Here is a 14,673-nt window from a genome sequence, read left to right on the forward strand (position 1 = left end):
TGCACAGGTCAGAAGCTTTGCCCATGAGTTCCGGGACATCTGACCGGCCGGGTGTGCCCGGGACCTAGTGCGGGACCGGGCACACCCCGGCAGCGGTGGCGACCGTGTTGTAGGTCGGGGCGGACAGGGTCGTCACCGTGTTGCTGCCGAGCTGCTTGAGGATCTCGTCGGAGAGCAGGTCCTGCTGGCCCTTGAGGGCGTCGGCGACCGTCGTGTCCTTGGGGAACACCAGCTCGGCGGCGATGTTGTCCTGCACGATCCGGGCGAGGTTGTCGAGCGCGGTGAAGACCGGGTCCGCCGGCGGCTCGAGGCCGGGCAGGTCGATGAGGTGCGTGGACACCTTCGCCGCGTTCATGCAGTCCTTGAGGATGATGGTGTTCTGGTTGAGGACGCTGGTCGTCCACTGGGAGAGCACCACGCAGTAGAGGTCGGCCCACGCCGCCTCGCCGACCTTGGCGCGCCAGGTCTTCATGATGTCCTGGACGCCCTTGATCTGGGCCTGCGAGGCGTGCTCCATGTTGGTACGGATGGCGGGGTAGACGCTGCCGGAGAAGTCCTCGAAGGACTTCATGTCGAAGTGCTTCGCGGCGATGGACGCGTTGACGAACTTCAGGCCGCCGTCGATGACGGCCGCGCAGGACGCGGTCAGCGTGGCGGGCAGGTTCGCCGCGGCGAGATTGCCGCGCGCGGTGGTGAGCTTGGCGGCGTAGGCCCTGAGCGGCTCGATCCAGGCGGTGGACGTCTCGTCGTTGAAGGCGACCATCACCAGGTCGTGCGCGTCGATGCGGTTCGCGTTGGGCAGGTTCGGGATCTTGTCCGCCAGGTAGGAGGCGATCACCGAGAAGATGCCGAGCGGGACGTGCGCGATGGACTTCGCCAGCTCGAACGTCTGCGAGACGGGGTTGGCGGACTCCTGGCCATCCTTGGTCACGAGGGTGAAGCGGCCGCCCTTGGCGTCGTTCTGGACGACGACCACCGGGGCCAGGTGTTTGATCAACTCGGCTTTCAGCGTGGCGTAGTTGGCCCGCATGCCCGCGTTCACCGCGAACAGCGACTCGCGCGCCTGGGTCTGGGTGACCGCGGCCGCCGCCTCCGAGGCCGCGGCTCCGGTGTCCGCGGCGCTCGGGGTCGCGGCGGAGCCGAGCAGGGCGGCGGTGCTGATGCCGGTAGCGCCGCCTATGAAGCCTCTGCGCGTAGCCATCTTCGTTTTCTCCCTGAGGATCTCGGATCGGGTTTCTGGTTCTTGTGCATGGGGGGAACCTCTTTTTTTTGGGGGGGGGTAGGGGGGAATGGGGGGAAGTGGGGAGGGGTGAACTGGGGGAAGCGTTACGTCACTTGATGTCGCTCTGCTTCGGTACGACGACGCCGAAGCGGTCCTGGATCGTGGCGAGCGCCGACTCGTGCACCTGCTTCGCCGGGATGCCCCGGGGGTTGCCGTTCACCGGCAGCGGGCGGGTGGCGGAGGCGTCGCCGACGACGGTCGGGGCGTAGCCGTGGTAGACGGCGCCCTCGGTGGTGAACAGGGTGCACATGTGCGTCATGAAGCCGGAGATGATGACGTTCTTGCGGCCGGTCTTCTTGAGCACGGCGTCGAGATCCGTGTCGTGAAAGCCGTTCGGGACGGCCTTCTCCACGACGGTCTCGCCCTTGGCCGGCTCGAGCGCCGGGATGATCTGCCCGGGCTCCGACGACAGGTCGTAGCCCTTCTCGACGATGTGGACGACCGGCGTGTGGGCCTTGCGGGCCCGGTCGAGGAGCGCCTTGGTGCTGTCGACCGCCGCGCGCCACCCGGTCAGCTCCATCGCGCCGTCGGTGTAGACGTTCTGGTAGTCGACGAGGACCAGCGTGGAGTTCGACAGCTTCGCCGGGGTCTCGTCCAGCTTCATGATCTGGCGCAGTGTCGTCGTGTTCTTCGCGTGGTCGCGGTCCTGCTTGTTCTGCGTGCCGGTGCGCGTGGCGGCCTCGGAGTCTCCCCCGCACGCGGTCATGGTGGCGGCGAGGACGGCGGCGGCGCCCAGGGCGGCGGCGGTACGGAGCAGCTTCATCAGACGATCTCCTTCTGGTCCACGGCGACGACGCCGTACAGGTCGGCGATGGTGGCGAGCGCTGCCCGGTGCACCTGTTCGGCGGGTACGTCGGTGCCCGCGACCGGCAGCGAGCGGGTGGCGGTGGCTTCGGCGACGACGGTCGGCCGGTTCCCGTTGAGGAACGCGCCCTGCGCCGTGAACGCCACGCACATGTGCGTCATCCAGCCCGCGATGACGACGTCCTGGCCCTCGGTGAGGTGCGTGGCGAGGTCCGTGCCGACGAAGGCGTTCGGGGCCTGCTTGACGACGACGGGCTCGCCGTCGGCCGGCTTCAGCTTCGGGTGGATCCGACCGATCTCCGCGCGGATGTCGTACGGGGTGCCCTCGCCGCCGTCGTTGATGACGTGGACGACCTTGGTGCCCGCCTCCCGGGCCCGGGCGAGGAGTTGCGCGGCGGCGTCGAGGGACGCCTCCCAGCCGTCGAGCTCCATCACGCCCTGGGTGTAGGTGTTCTGGAAGTCGATGAGGATCAGCGTCGAGCCGGCCAGCTTCGCGGGCGTCTCGTCGAAGCCGTTGAGCTCGCGCAGCGTGGTTCGGGACATGCGTGTACCGCCTTAGAAGTACGGGTGGGAGGCGCGGTCCGGGGTGGTCACCCGGCCACGTCCGTAACGCTATGACCCGGCTGTGACGTCGGCAATGACGTCTAACATGCAGATACCGACATCACCGTGGAGGGGGCGTTCGTGCCGGACACCGTCAGACGACTCATCGTGATCGTGCTCTTCGAGGGCGTCGACCTGCTCGACGTGACCGGGCCGCCGGAGGTGTTCTCCCTCGCCCTGCGCGAGACCGAGGAGGCCGCGGGCTACCAGGTACTGCTCGCCGCCGAGACTCTGGACCCGGTCACCACCGGGGCGGGGGTGCGCATCCTCCCGGACATCACCTTCGCGCGGGCCGCCGAGGGCACCATCGACACGCTCATCGTGCCCGGCACGGTGGAGTTCGACGAGGAGCGCCGCGTCCATCCGCTCGTCGATCCCCAACTGGTCGAGTGGGTACGGGTGCTCGCCGGGCGGACCCACCGGATCACCTCGGTCTGCGTCGGGGCCCATCTGCTCGCGGCCGCCGGGCTGCTCGACGGCAAGCGCGCCACGACGCACTGGTCCACCGCGCAGCAGTTGGCCGCTGACCATCCGGCCGTCGAGGTCGACGCGGACCCGATCTTCATCCGCGAGGGCAACGTCTGGACGGGGGCCGGGATCAGTGCCTGTCTCGACCTCTCGCTCGCGCTGATCGCCGACGATCTGGGCGAGGCGGTGGCCCTGCGGGTCGCGCGGCAGCTGGTGATGTACCTGAAGCGGCCCAGCGGGCAGAGCCAGTTCAGCGTGCCGCTGGAGCAGGTGTCCACGACGCGGCGCATCGAGGACCTGCGCCACCACATCCTGCGGCACATCGGCGAACCGCTCACCGTCGTGGACCTCGCCGCGTACGCCCATGTCAGCGACCGGCACCTGACCCGTCTGTTCAAGACCGAACTCGGGACGACCCCGCACGCGTACATCGAGTCGGTACGGGTGGAGAAGGCCCGCCATGAGCTGGAGTCGTCCGACGCCACCCTGGAGCGGGTCGCGACGCTGTGCGGGTTCGGTACGACGGACACGCTGGTGCGGGCGTTCCGCCGGCGTCTGAACACGACGCCGACGGAGTACCGGCGCCGGTTCCGGGTGCCACAGGTGCGGTGATCTTTGTGACTGTCAGGCCGCGGCGAACTCCCTGATCGCCTCCGCGAGGGCGCGCGGCCGGTCCAGCGGGATGAGGGTGCCGCACTCGTCCAGCTCCACGAGGCGGCCCTGCGGCAGCAGTTCGGCCAGGCGGCGACCGTGGGCGGGCGGCATCATCTTGTCCTGCCTGCCCCAGACGACGAGGGCCGGCCGGTCGTACGCGCGCAGAGCGTCGGCCGCCTCCATCATCTCCGTCCGCACCGTCGCGCGGAGGTAGTGCCGCAGGACTTCGCGGGCCGCCGGGTCGGTGCGCAGCGGCTCGACCCAGCGGTCGATCAGGTCGTGCGGGACGGGGCGGTGGGACATCACCGCGTATCCCGAGCCCGGCACCCGGCGCAGGGCGCGCACGGAGAGGACCCGGGCGAGGACCGACAGGCCGCCGGGGATCCGGGACGCTACGTCGAGGAGCTTGCCGCTCGGGCCCGGCGGGTAGTTGTCGAACGCCTCGCAGCCCGCGATGACCAGGCGGCCCACCCGCTCGGGCCGCTCGGCGACGAGCTGCTGGAGGCGGCCTGCGTCGTTCTCGACGAACACGGTGTCGTCGCCCAGCTTCAGGGTGTCGGCGAACTCGCCGATGAGCAGGGCCATGGTGCGCGGCGACAGCTCGGCGCCGGGCCGCAGCGGTGTGCGGTGGCTGCCGTACGGGAGGGTCGGGACGATGCAGCGTACGGACGTGCCCAGTTCGTCCACGACGTGCCGCCAGACCGTGCCGTCCTGGGCGAGCCCGTGCAGCAGCACCACGGGCGTGCCGTCGCCGCCCGTGTCGTCGTACGCGATCGGACCTACGGAGAGTTCGCCCAGTTGCGTCATGCGGCCGAGCCTAAGGGCTGTCCGGCCGGTCCCGGCTGCCCCTGGGCCGCCCGCTTCCTCACGGCAGGACCGCTGTGCCGTCCAGTTCCACCAGTGCCTGTTCGTCCCAGAGGCGGCTCACGCCGATCACCGCCATCGCCGGATAGTCACGGCCCGCCGACTCCCGCCAGATACGGCCGAGTTCGCGCACGTGGGCGCGGTAGTCCGGCACGTCCGTCGTGTAGACCGTGACGCGCGCGAGGTCGGCCGGGGTGCCGCCCGCGTGCCGCAGGGCCGTGAGCAGATTGGCCAGGGCCCGCTCGAACTGTTCCGGCAGCGTCGTGCCGGTGATCTTGCCGTCGGCGTCCAGGGACGTCTGCCCGGCGAGCAGGACCAAGCGGCTGCCGGTGGCGACGACAGCGTGCGAGAAGCCGGTGGGCGGGGAGAGTTCGGGCGGATTCAGCCGCTCGGGACCCCGGCTCGTCGGCGTCGGGCTCATCGGGTGGCCTCCTTCTGGTGCGCCTCGTGCTTGTCCGAGGGCCTCTCATGCTTGTCCGGGCCGTTCTTGTACAACTCGCGCGCGATGATGGCCCGTTGGATCTCGGTGGCGCCCTCGTAGATGCGTGGTGCCCGCACCTCGCGGTACAGGTGTTCCAGGAGGTGACCGCTGCGCAGCGCCCGCGCCCCGTGCAACTGCACGGCCGTGTCGACGACTTGCTGGGCCGTCTCCGTCGCGAGGAGTTTGGCCATCGCCGCCCGCCGGGGCACGTCGTCCGCGCCATCGTCGTACGCCGCCGCGGCCGCGTACACCATGAGGCGGGCCGACTCGACGCCCAGCGCCATGTCCGCGACCTGGTGGGCGACGGCCTGGAGTTCCTTCAACGGGCCACCGAACGCCTGCCGTTCGGCCGTGTGCACGAGGGTCGCGTCGAGGGCCGCCTGCGCCATGCCGACGGCGAACGCGCCGACGCTGGGCCGGAACAGGTTGAGGGTGCTCATGGCGACCCGGAAGCCCCTGCCGACCTCGCCGAGCACGTCGTCCCGCCCCACCGGTACGCCGTCGAGGACGAGCGAGCCGATGGGGTGCGGAGCGAGCATGTCGAGGTGGTCGCCGCTCAGACCCGGACGGTCGGCGGGGACGAGGAACGCGGTGACGCCCGCGGCGCCCGCGTCCGGGCCCGTCCGGGCGAAGACGGTGGCGAAGTCGGCCTCCGGGGCGTTCGAGATCCAGTACTTCTCGCCGCTCAGGCGCCAGCCGTCACCGTCCTCGTCGGCGCACAGCGCGAGGGCCGCGGCATCGGAGCCCGCACCCGGCTCGCTCAGTGCGAACGCGGCGACCGCACGGCCCGCGCTCACCTCCGGCAGCCAGCGCTCGCGCTGCTCCCTCGTGCCGTACGCGTGCACCGGGTGGGCCCCGAGCCCCTGTAGAGCGAGGGCCGTCTCGGCCTCGGTGCAGACCCGGGCGAGGGATTCGCGCATCAGGCACAGATCGAGTGCACCCGAAGTGAACAGACGGGCCAGCAAACCGAGTCGACCGAGTTCGGCGACGAGAGGGCGGTTGACCCGGTCCGGAGCGCCCTTCTCGGCGAGCGGGGCGAGTCGTTGCTCCGCCAGTTCGCGCAGCTCGGCGCACCAGGCGAGTTGGTCGGGTGCGAGCGAGAATGTGCCCATACGCCGGAGCTCCTCCCACGACGGCGGCCGGCCGGCCCCTCGACGCACCGAACCGTATCGCGCCCCGTTGACTGTCGTCACCATCACGATACGCTCGATGCGCGACCACGCCACGGCAAGGGGGCGTCCCACGATGAATCCGCAGCCACCGCAGCCCGCAGAGTCCCCGCAGTCCCCGCAGTCCCCGCAGTCCCCGCAGTCCGCAGAGTCCCTGCATCCGTCAGCCCACACCGACACGTTCGCGCGCGATCATCTGCCGCCCGCGGCCCTGTGGCCCCGCCTCTCCTTCGGCCTGCCGGAGCTGCGCTATCCGGAGCGGCTCAACTGCGGCGCCGAACTCCTCGACGCGACCGTGCGGCGATTCGGCCCGGACCGCCCCGCCTTCCACTCCCCCGGCGAACCGCATTGGTCGTACGGTGAGTTGAGAGAGCGGGTCGACCGGATCGCGCATGTACTGACCGAGGATCTCGGCGTGATGCCCGGCAATCGCGTGCTGCTGCGCGGCCCCACCACGCCCTATCTAGCCGCCTGTTGGCTCGCGGTGATGAAGGCGGGCGGTGTCGCCGTGACCGTGCTCGCGCAGCAGCGGTCGGCCGAGCTGGCCACGATGTGCGAGATCGCGCGGGTGCGGCACGCGCTGTGCGACGTACGGTCCCTCGACGAGCTGGCGAAGGCGGACGTGCCGGAGCTGCGCATCACCACCTTCGGCGGCGACCGCCCTGGCGACCTGGCGCGCCTTGCCGCCGCCAAACCGTCGTCGTACGAGGCCGTGGCGACCGCCGACGACGACGTCGCCCTGATCGCCTTCACCTCGGGGACGACCGGGCGGCCCAAGGGGTGCATGCACTTCCACCGGGACGTGCTCGCCATCGCCGACACGTTCGCGCGGCACGTTTTGAAGGCGACGCCGGACGACGTGTTCGCGGGCAGTCCGCCACTGGGCTTCACCTTCGGGCTCGGCGGGCTCGTCATCTTCCCGCTGCGTGCGGGCGCCTCGGCGCTGCTGCTGGAACAGGCGGGCCCGCGCGCCCTGTTGCCCGCGATCGCCGCGCACCGTGTGTCGGTCCTGTTCACGGCGCCGACGGCGTACCGGGCGATGCTCGCGGAGCCGTCCTTCGACACGTACGACGTGCGCAGTCTGCGCCGCTGTGTCTCCGCCGGGGAGAATCTGCCCGCCGCGACCTGGCACGCCTGGCACGAGGCGACGGGCCTGCGCGTCATCAACGGCATCGGGGCGACCGAGCTGCTGCACATCTTCCTCTCCGCCGCCGACGGCGCGATCAGACCGGGCACCACGGGGCTTCCGGTGCCGGGCTGGCAGGCACGCATCATCGACGCCGAAGGGGCTCAACTCCCGGACGGGGAGCCGGGGTTGCTCGCCGTGCGCGGTCCGGTCGGCTGCCGGTATCTCGCCGACGAGCGGCAGACGACGTATGTGCGCCACGGGTGGAACGTCACCGGGGACACCTACGTCCGCGAGCCCGACGGCTACTTCCGGTACGTCGCCCGCGCCGACGACATGATCATCTCGGCCGGGTACAACATCGCGGGCCCCGAGGTGGAGGACGCGCTGCTGCGGCACCCGGACGTGACGGAGGCCGCGGTCGTCGGCCGGCCCGACGAGACGCGCGGGCAGATCGCCGTCGCGTACGTGGTGCTGCGCGCCGGGGCGCGGTGCGAGCCGGAAGCGCTGCGGGAGTTCGTGAAGGCGGCGCTGGTGCCGTACAAGTGCCCGCGCCGGATCGTGTTCCTGGACTCGCTGCCGCGGACCGCCACCGGGAAGCTGCAGCGGTTCCGACTGCGCGAACCCGGAACCGTACAGTGATCACGTGTCCGAGCAGCCGACCTCGCCCTCCGGGCAGGCCCACACCCCGCGCTCCCTCATCGTCACGCTGTACGGCGCCTACGGGCGCGGCTTCCCCGGGCCCGTCCCGGTCGCCGAGCTGATCCGGCTGCTCGGCGCCGCCGGGGTCGACGCGCCCTCGGTGCGCTCGGCGGTGTCGCGGCTGAAGCGGCGCGGCCTGCTGGTGCCCGCGCGCAGCGCCTCGGGAGCGGCCGGGTACGCGCTGTCGGACGACGCCCGCCAGCTCCTCGCCGACGGCGACCGACGCGTGTACGGGACGCCCGGGGCTGTGGACGGCGACGGGGCCGTGAAAGGTGACAAGGCCGTGGAAGGCGACGGGACCGCCCTGGATGCGGACGGCGGCTGGGTGCTCGCCGTGTTCTCCGTGCCCGAGTCGCAGCGCGCCAAGCGGCACGTGCTGCGCTCCACGCTCGCCGGTCTCGGGTTCGGCACCGCCGCGCCCGGCGTGTGGCTCGCCCCCGCGGCGCTGTACGAGGAGGCGCGGCACACGCTGGAGCGGATCGGCTGCGCCGGGTACGTCGACCTGTTCCGCGGCGAGCACCTGGGGTTCGCGGCGACGGCCGAGGCGGTGGCCCGCTGGTGGGACCTGGGCGCCCTGGCCAAGCTGCACGAGGCGTTCCTCGACGAGCACGCGCCGGTGCTGCGGGCCTGGGAGACGCGCGCCGACACCCCGGCGCAGGAGGCGTACCGGGACCATCTCCTGGCCCTGGACTCCTGGCGGCATCTGCCCTACGCGGACCCGGGGCTGCCGGCCCGGCTGCTGCCGGAGGGCTGGCCGGGGGTGCGGTCCGCGCAGGTGTTCCGGGCGCTGCACGAGCGGCTGCACGAGGCGGGGACCCGCTTCGTGAGCGCCGGTTCGTAAGGGACCGGCGCCGCGCGCGGAGTGATCCGTGCCACATGAAAGGGTGCTAAGGGAACCCTCAGGTTTCTCCGTGCCTCTTCTCAGAATGCGCCTTTAGCGTCGGGACGCATGAGCCTGAAGCGCAATCTGAACCGGGCCCTGTCCGCGGCCACGGGACTCGAGGTCCGCCGGGCAGGGAGCGCACCGCGTGCGACGCCCTCGCCGGCCGGGGCCCCGAGACCCGCGAAGCGGCCGGCTCCCGAGTACCGATGTACCGACGACCTCGCGACCGACCGGCTGCTGCGACGGCCGGTCTTCATCATGTCGCCGGTGCGCTCGGGTTCGACGCTGCTGCGGATGCTGCTCGACGCGCACCCGCGCCTGCACGCCCCGCACGAACTGCACATCCGCCGCCTGGAAGTCGGCTACGGCAGCAAGCTGTCCGAACGGGCCATGGACGCCCTGGACCTCGGCCGCGGCGATCTGGAACACCTGCTGTGGGACCGCGTCCTGCACCGCGAACTCGCCAAATCCGGCAAGGACTTCCTCGTCGAGAAGACCCCCAGCAACGCCTTCGTCTACCAGCGGATCCGGGACTGCTGGCCCAGCGCGCGCTTCGTCTTCCTGCTGCGCCACCCCGTCTCCATCGCCCGCTCCTGGCACGAGGGCGACCCGCAGAAGCGGACGTACGAGGAGGCGTGCGCCGACGCGCTGCGCTACATGACGGCCGTCGACCACGCCCGCAAGGGCCTCCCCGGCGGTCACACCCTGCGCTACGAGGAACTCACCGAGGACCCCGAGAAGAAGCTGCGCGGGCTGTGCGACTTCCTCGGCGTGGACTTCGAGCCGTCGATGCTGGAGTACGGCGCCCGCGACGACACGCAGATCCAGAAGGGCCTCGGCGACTGGCGCGACAAGATCCGCACCGGCAGCGTGCAGCGGGGCCGGCCACTCCCGTCGGACGACGAGATCCCCGAACTCCTGCGGCCCATGTGCAAGGCCTGGGGGTACCTCAAGTGAAGCCCCATGCCGAGGTCGAGCAGGTGTGGCCGCGGGACGGGCACATCAGGGTCGTCGGCCGCCTGTACGGCCTGGCCGCGGGCGCCGGCGAGGGGTGGCGGCTGCTGCTGACCCGCCGCTCGCGCACCGATCACGTCCTGCGCTACGGCGCCGACCTGCGCGGCGACCGCTTCGCGTGCGGGTGGCCGGTGACGGACCTGGCCGCGTACGACGGCTTCACCGGCAGCGACCAGTGGGATCTGCATCTCACGGACGGCGGTCTGCGGCTGCGGGTCGGCCGCAAGCTCGACGACATCCGCGGCAAGAAGGCCGTGCTCGTCTACCCGCGACAGCAGGTCCCGGGCGCGGGCTTCGGCGTACGGCCGTACTTCACGGTCGAGGACAACCTGTCGCTGGAGTGCCGCTCATGACCTCGCCCCGCATTCGCTATCTGCTGCTGCACGCCTACGGCCGCGGCGGCACCATCCGCACCGTCTTCAACCAGGCCAGCTCCCTGGTGGCCGCGGGCTGGGACGTGGAGATCGTCAGCGCGGTGCGGCGCCGCGACGCCGTGCAGTTCCCGCTGGACGAGCGGGTCCCCGTGACCACGGTCGTCGATCTGCGCGAGGAGCGGGCCGAGGAGCGCGGGCTCGCCGGCTGGTGGCGGGCGCGCAGGCGCGAGAGGCAGGCCGACCGGCCCGCGCGGGAGATCCCCCGCGGCGAGTTCGGCTACCGGTACTTCGACCGGCGCCTCGAGCTCGCTCTCGGCACCTATCTGCGCTCCCTCACCGACGGGGTCCTCGTCACGACCCGCCCGGCCCTGAACTTCCTGTCGGCCGCGCATGCCACGAACGGCGTCGTGCGCGTGGCCCAGGAGCACATGAACCACGGCACGCACCGGCCCGACGTACAGCGGCGCATCGTCGAGACGTACGAACGGTTCGACGCGGTCGCGGTGCTGACGGAGCGGGACCGCGCCGAGTACGCGCGGCTGCTGCCCGCCGCCCGCGTCGTGCGCATCCCGAACGCCGTGCACTCGCTGGACCAGACCCTCTCTGACCACGGTGCGAAGATCGTGGTCGCGGCGGGCCGGCTCTTCCCGCAGAAGGGCTTCGACCTGCTGATCCCCGCGTGGGCGAAGCTCGTCGAGACCTACCCAGACTGGCAGCTGCGGATCTACGGGAGCGGCGAGAAGAAAGCGCAGCTGCGCGCCCTCATCGAGGAGCACCATCTCTACAACCACGTCCTCCTGATGGGCCACACAGACCGGCTCGACGACGAACTCGCCAAGTCCTCGCTGTACGTGCTGAGTTCACGCTTCGAGGGGTTGCCGATGGTGATGATCGAGGCGATGAGCCACGCGCTCCCGGTGGTCTCCTTCGACTGCCCGACGGGCCCCTCCGACGTGCTCACGCACGGCGTGGACGGGCTGCTCGTGCCGGAGCAGGACCCCGACGCCCTCGCCGACGCGCTCGGCCGCCTGATGGGCGACCGCGAACTGCGCGCGCAGATGGGCACGGCGGCGCTCCTGACGGCCGCGGCCTACGGACCCGACGCGGTGCATCCGCGCTGGGAGGCCCTCTTCACCGAACTGACCGACCCTGCTGGCAAGCGGCCCGTGTCCGGCGCCGCGGAAGGACTGCACGTATGACAACGGCCACGACCGCCCGGACCCCACAGGGCCCCGCCCGGGGAGCCACGATCTGGCTGACGGGGCTGCCCAGTTCGGGCAAGACGACCGTGGCGCGGGCCCTCGCCGGGCGGCTGCGCACGGAGGGCCACCGCGTCGAGGTGCTCGACGGCGACGAGATCCGCCGCTTCCTGTCGGCGGGCCTCGGCTTCAGCCGCGAGGACCGCAACACGAACGTGCAGCGCATCGGCCTGGTCGCCGAAGTCCTCGCCCGCAACGGCGTGTTCGCCGTCGTCCCCGTCATCGCCCCCTACGCGGACAGCCGCGAGGCGGTGCGCAAGCGGCACGACGCGAGCGGCACCGCATACCTCGAGATCCATGTCGCCACACCCCTGGAGGTGTGCAGCGAACGCGACGTGAAGGGCCTGTACGCGCGTCAGGCGGCGGGCGCGCTCAAGGGGCTGACCGGGGTGGACGACCCGTACGAGCCGCCGGTCTCCCCCGATCTGATCCTGGAGACGCAAGCCCAGACGCCGCGGGAGTCGGCGGACTCGGTGCGTGCGGTGATGGCGGCGAGGGCCCTGATATGAGTACGTCCCCTTCTGTTTCCCAAGGTGCTCCGAGCCATCTGGACGTGCTGGAGTCCGAGGCGGTGCACATCTTCCGCGAGGTGGCGGGCGAGTTCGAGCGGCCGGTGATTCTCTTCTCCGGCGGCAAGGACTCGATCCTCATGCTGCATCTGGCGCTGAAGGCGTTCGCGCCGGCGCCCGTACCCTTCCCTCTCCTGCACGTCGACACGGGGCACAACTTCCCCGAGGTCCTCGCCTACCGCGACCGTGTGGTCGACGCCCACGGACTCACGCTGCATGTGGCGTCGGTGCAGGACTATCTGGACCGCGGCGTGCTGAAGGAGCGCCCGGACGGCACCCGCAATCCGCTCCAGACCCTCCCTCTGACCGAGAAGATCCGGCACGAGCGGTTCGACGCGGTGTTCGGCGGCGGGCGGCGCGACGAGGAGAAGGCGCGCGCCAAGGAGCGGGTGTTCTCGCTGCGCGACGAGTTCTCGCAGTGGGACCCGCGCCGCCAGCGCCCCGAGCTGTGGCAGCTCTACAACGGCCGCCACGCGCCCGGCGAGCACGTCCGCGTGTTTCCTTTGAGCAACTGGACCGAGCTGGACGTGTGGCAGTACATCGCCCGCGAACGCGTCGCGCTGCCGTCGATCTACTTCGCCCACCGCCGCGAGGTCTTCAGCCGCGACGGCATGTGGCTGACCGCCGGCGAGTGGGGCGGCCCGAAGGACGGCGAGACCCCGCAGAAACGCCAGGTCCGCTACCGCACCGTCGGCGACATGTCCTGCACCGGCGCCGTCGACTCCGACGCGGAGACGCTTGAGCAGGTCATCGCCGAGATCGCGGCGTCCCGCCTCACCGAGCGGGGTGCCACGCGCGCGGACGACAAGATGTCCGAGGCCGCGATGGAAGACCGCAAACGCGAAGGGTACTTCTAGCCATGTCCACTCCCATGTCCACTCCCATGTCCTCTGCCACCGAAGCCGGTACGTTGCGGCTCGCCACGGCGGGCTCGGTCGACGACGGCAAGTCCACGCTCGTGGGCCGTCTGCTGCACGACTCGAAGTCGGTCCTCGCCGACCAGCTGGAGTCGATCTCCCGCACGGGGACACCCGATCTGGCCCTGCTCACCGACGGCCTGCGCGCCGAACGCGAGCAAGGCATCACGATCGACGTCGCCTACCGCTACTTCGCGACCCCGCGCCGCCGCTTCATCCTCGCCGACACCCCCGGCCACGTGCAGTACACCCGGAACATGGTCACGGGCGCCTCCACCGCCGAGCTGACCATCATCCTCGTCGACGCCCGCAACGGCGTCGTCGAACAGACCCGCCGGCACGCGGCCATCGCCGCCCTCCTGCGCGTCCCGCACCTCGTCCTGGCCGTGAACAAGATGGACCTGGTCGGCTACGAGGAGGCCGTGTTCGCCGCGACAGCCGAGGAGTTCACCGCCTACGCCACGGAACTCGGCGTGCCGCGTGTCACGGCGATCCCGGTCTCCGCGCTCGCCGGCGACAACATCGTCGATCCGTCCGCACACATGGACTGGTACGGCGGCCCGACCGTGCTCGAACACCTGGAGACGGTGCCGGTCGCCGCCGCCGCGCCCGACACACCGGCGCGCTTTCCGGTCCAGTACGTCATCCGGCACGACGAATCCCGCTACTACGCGGGCCAGTTGGCGTCCGGCACGCTACGCGTCGGCGACCCGATCACCGTCCACCCCTCAGGCCGTACGTCGACGATCGCGGCCCTCGACGTCCTGGGCACGGCGGTGGACGCGGCGCGGGCCGGGGAGTCCCTGACGGCCCGTCTTGCCGATGAGCTGGACGTGGCCCGGGGCGACCTGCTGGCACCGTCGACCGGCCCGGCCCCCTCGGTCACGCGGGACATCCGAGGTGCGGTCTGCCATCTGGCGGACGAGCCGCTCGTGGTCGGACAGCGTGTCCTGCTGCGGCACACCACGCGCACGGTGAAGGCGATCGTCAGGTCCCTCGCCGACGCCGACCGGTTGACGGCGAACGACCTGGGCCATGTGGTGCTGCGCACGGCCGAACCGGTTGTCGTCGACGATTATGCGGAGATCCGGTGGACCGGGGCGTTCTTGCTGCTGGACCCGGCGGACGGGACGACCCTGACGGCGGGGATGGCGGAGCTGCCCCGCTGAAGACATGACCCGGCGCCTGCCCGGATCGAATCAAGCCCCGTTCACTGGTTGCGCAGGCGCCACCCCGGCCCCCTGGGCTTGACGACGTGTTCGCGAGTTGGATTCTCGCGGTCGCGTACGAATCTACGACGCAGAACCTCGTCCCCCGTTATCAGCACACCTCCGGCAGCCCCTGGTGGGACGTCCTGCACCCGAGCCGGTGGACGTGTCGCTCTCCTCCTGGGACGCGGTCGTCGAGCTGCTGCTCATGACCGCGCGGGGAGAGAGCGAGGCGGTCGCCGCGGCTCTGGCCGAGAGGCCGTCCGGCTGACTCTTCGGAGAGCCACCAGCGGCGC

At 71.2% G+C, this 14,673-nt stretch carries 16 protein-coding genes; 10 read left to right on the forward strand and 6 right to left on the reverse strand.

Annotated features, from left to right (window positions below; genetic code table 11):
* Positions 1 to 64 precede the first annotated feature (64 nt).
* The 3 genes from ABD366_RS29895 to ABD366_RS29905 all read right to left on the reverse strand — a co-directional run bounded on the left by ABD366_RS29895 (position 65) and on the right by ABD366_RS29905 (position 2,629).
* The gene (locus ABD366_RS29895) at positions 65 to 1,201 is read right to left on the reverse strand and encodes a hypothetical protein (RefSeq protein WP_324773790.1); all 1,137 of its coding nucleotides are present in this window, start codon (positions 1,199 to 1,201) and stop codon (positions 65 to 67) included.
* Positions 1,202 to 1,331: 130 nt separating this feature from the next.
* Positions 1,332 to 2,045: a cysteine hydrolase family protein gene (locus ABD366_RS29900; protein WP_324769252.1), complete on the reverse strand. Its 714-nt coding sequence runs from the start codon at positions 2,043 to 2,045 to the stop codon at positions 1,332 to 1,334.
* Positions 2,045 to 2,629, reverse strand: a complete 585-nt coding sequence (locus tag ABD366_RS29905) for an isochorismatase family protein (protein ID WP_324769251.1) — start codon at positions 2,627 to 2,629, stop codon at positions 2,045 to 2,047. The genes ABD366_RS29900 and ABD366_RS29905 overlap by 1 nt, the downstream gene beginning before the upstream one ends.
* A 141-nt stretch (positions 2,630 to 2,770) precedes the next feature.
* On the opposite strand from ABD366_RS29905, the gene ABD366_RS29910 reads away from it, so the two are divergent.
* Complete coding sequence (locus ABD366_RS29910; protein WP_324769250.1) at positions 2,771 to 3,769, forward strand: GlxA family transcriptional regulator; 999 nt, start codon at positions 2,771 to 2,773, stop codon at positions 3,767 to 3,769.
* Between the two features lie 12 nt (positions 3,770 to 3,781).
* Here the strand turns inward: ABD366_RS29910 and ABD366_RS29915 are convergent, their stop codons facing one another.
* From ABD366_RS29915 to ABD366_RS29925, 3 genes are read right to left on the reverse strand one after another with little or no spacing between them, the layout of a single operon-like run.
* Positions 3,782 to 4,618 (reverse strand): alpha/beta fold hydrolase, encoded by an 837-nt coding sequence (locus ABD366_RS29915; protein WP_324769249.1) that lies wholly within the window; start codon positions 4,616 to 4,618, stop codon positions 3,782 to 3,784.
* 58 nt (positions 4,619 to 4,676) lie between these two features.
* Positions 4,677 to 5,096, reverse strand: coding sequence for a RidA family protein (locus tag ABD366_RS29920; RefSeq protein WP_324769248.1), 420 nt, complete (start codon positions 5,094 to 5,096; stop codon positions 4,677 to 4,679).
* Complete coding sequence (locus ABD366_RS29925) at positions 5,093 to 6,268, reverse strand: acyl-CoA dehydrogenase family protein (RefSeq protein WP_324769247.1); 1,176 nt, start codon at positions 6,266 to 6,268, stop codon at positions 5,093 to 5,095. Before ABD366_RS29925 ends, ABD366_RS29920 begins: the two co-directional genes overlap by 4 nt.
* A 133-nt stretch (positions 6,269 to 6,401) precedes the next feature.
* Here ABD366_RS29925 and ABD366_RS29930 point away from each other — a divergent pair, with 133 nt between their 5' ends.
* The 9 genes from ABD366_RS29930 to ABD366_RS29970 all read left to right on the forward strand — a co-directional run bounded on the left by ABD366_RS29930 (position 6,402) and on the right by ABD366_RS29970 (position 14,648).
* On the forward strand, positions 6,402 to 8,093 hold the full coding sequence (locus ABD366_RS29930; protein WP_411293707.1) for an AMP-binding protein: 1,692 nt from the start codon (positions 6,402 to 6,404) through the stop codon (positions 8,091 to 8,093).
* A gap of 4 nt (positions 8,094 to 8,097) precedes the next feature.
* The gene (locus ABD366_RS29935) at positions 8,098 to 8,994 is read left to right on the forward strand and encodes a PaaX family transcriptional regulator (protein ID WP_324769245.1); all 897 of its coding nucleotides are present in this window, start codon (positions 8,098 to 8,100) and stop codon (positions 8,992 to 8,994) included.
* A gap of 108 nt (positions 8,995 to 9,102) precedes the next feature.
* Positions 9,103 to 9,993 (forward strand): sulfotransferase family protein, encoded by an 891-nt coding sequence (locus ABD366_RS29940; protein WP_324769243.1) that lies wholly within the window; start codon positions 9,103 to 9,105, stop codon positions 9,991 to 9,993.
* Positions 9,990 to 10,403 (forward strand): hypothetical protein, encoded by a 414-nt coding sequence (locus tag ABD366_RS29945; RefSeq protein WP_324769242.1) that lies wholly within the window; start codon positions 9,990 to 9,992, stop codon positions 10,401 to 10,403. The genes ABD366_RS29940 and ABD366_RS29945 overlap by 4 nt, the downstream gene beginning before the upstream one ends.
* Positions 10,400 to 11,623: a glycosyltransferase family 4 protein gene (locus tag ABD366_RS29950; RefSeq protein ID WP_324769240.1), complete on the forward strand. Its 1,224-nt coding sequence runs from the start codon at positions 10,400 to 10,402 to the stop codon at positions 11,621 to 11,623. Before ABD366_RS29945 ends, ABD366_RS29950 begins: the two co-directional genes overlap by 4 nt.
* Positions 11,620 to 12,192, forward strand: a complete 573-nt coding sequence (gene cysC, locus ABD366_RS29955) for an adenylyl-sulfate kinase (protein WP_324769239.1) — start codon at positions 11,620 to 11,622, stop codon at positions 12,190 to 12,192. Before ABD366_RS29950 ends, cysC begins: the two co-directional genes overlap by 4 nt.
* Positions 12,189 to 13,109 (forward strand): sulfate adenylyltransferase subunit CysD, encoded by a 921-nt coding sequence (gene cysD, locus ABD366_RS29960; protein ID WP_324769238.1) that lies wholly within the window; start codon positions 12,189 to 12,191, stop codon positions 13,107 to 13,109. Before cysC ends, cysD begins: the two co-directional genes overlap by 4 nt.
* A 14-nt stretch (positions 13,110 to 13,123) precedes the next feature.
* A complete protein-coding gene (locus ABD366_RS29965) occupies positions 13,124 to 14,338 on the forward strand; it encodes a sulfate adenylyltransferase subunit 1 (RefSeq protein WP_324769269.1) in 1,215 nt (404 codons plus the stop codon).
* A 175-nt stretch (positions 14,339 to 14,513) separates the two neighbouring features.
* Positions 14,514 to 14,648, forward strand: a complete 135-nt coding sequence (locus ABD366_RS29970) for a hypothetical protein (RefSeq protein WP_324769237.1) — start codon at positions 14,514 to 14,516, stop codon at positions 14,646 to 14,648.
* Positions 14,649 to 14,673 lie beyond the last annotated feature (25 nt).

It is taken from the genome of Streptomyces kunmingensis (genome assembly GCF_039533535.1).
GTDB lineage: Bacteria > Actinomycetota > Actinomycetes > Streptomycetales > Streptomycetaceae > Streptomyces > Streptomyces kunmingensis.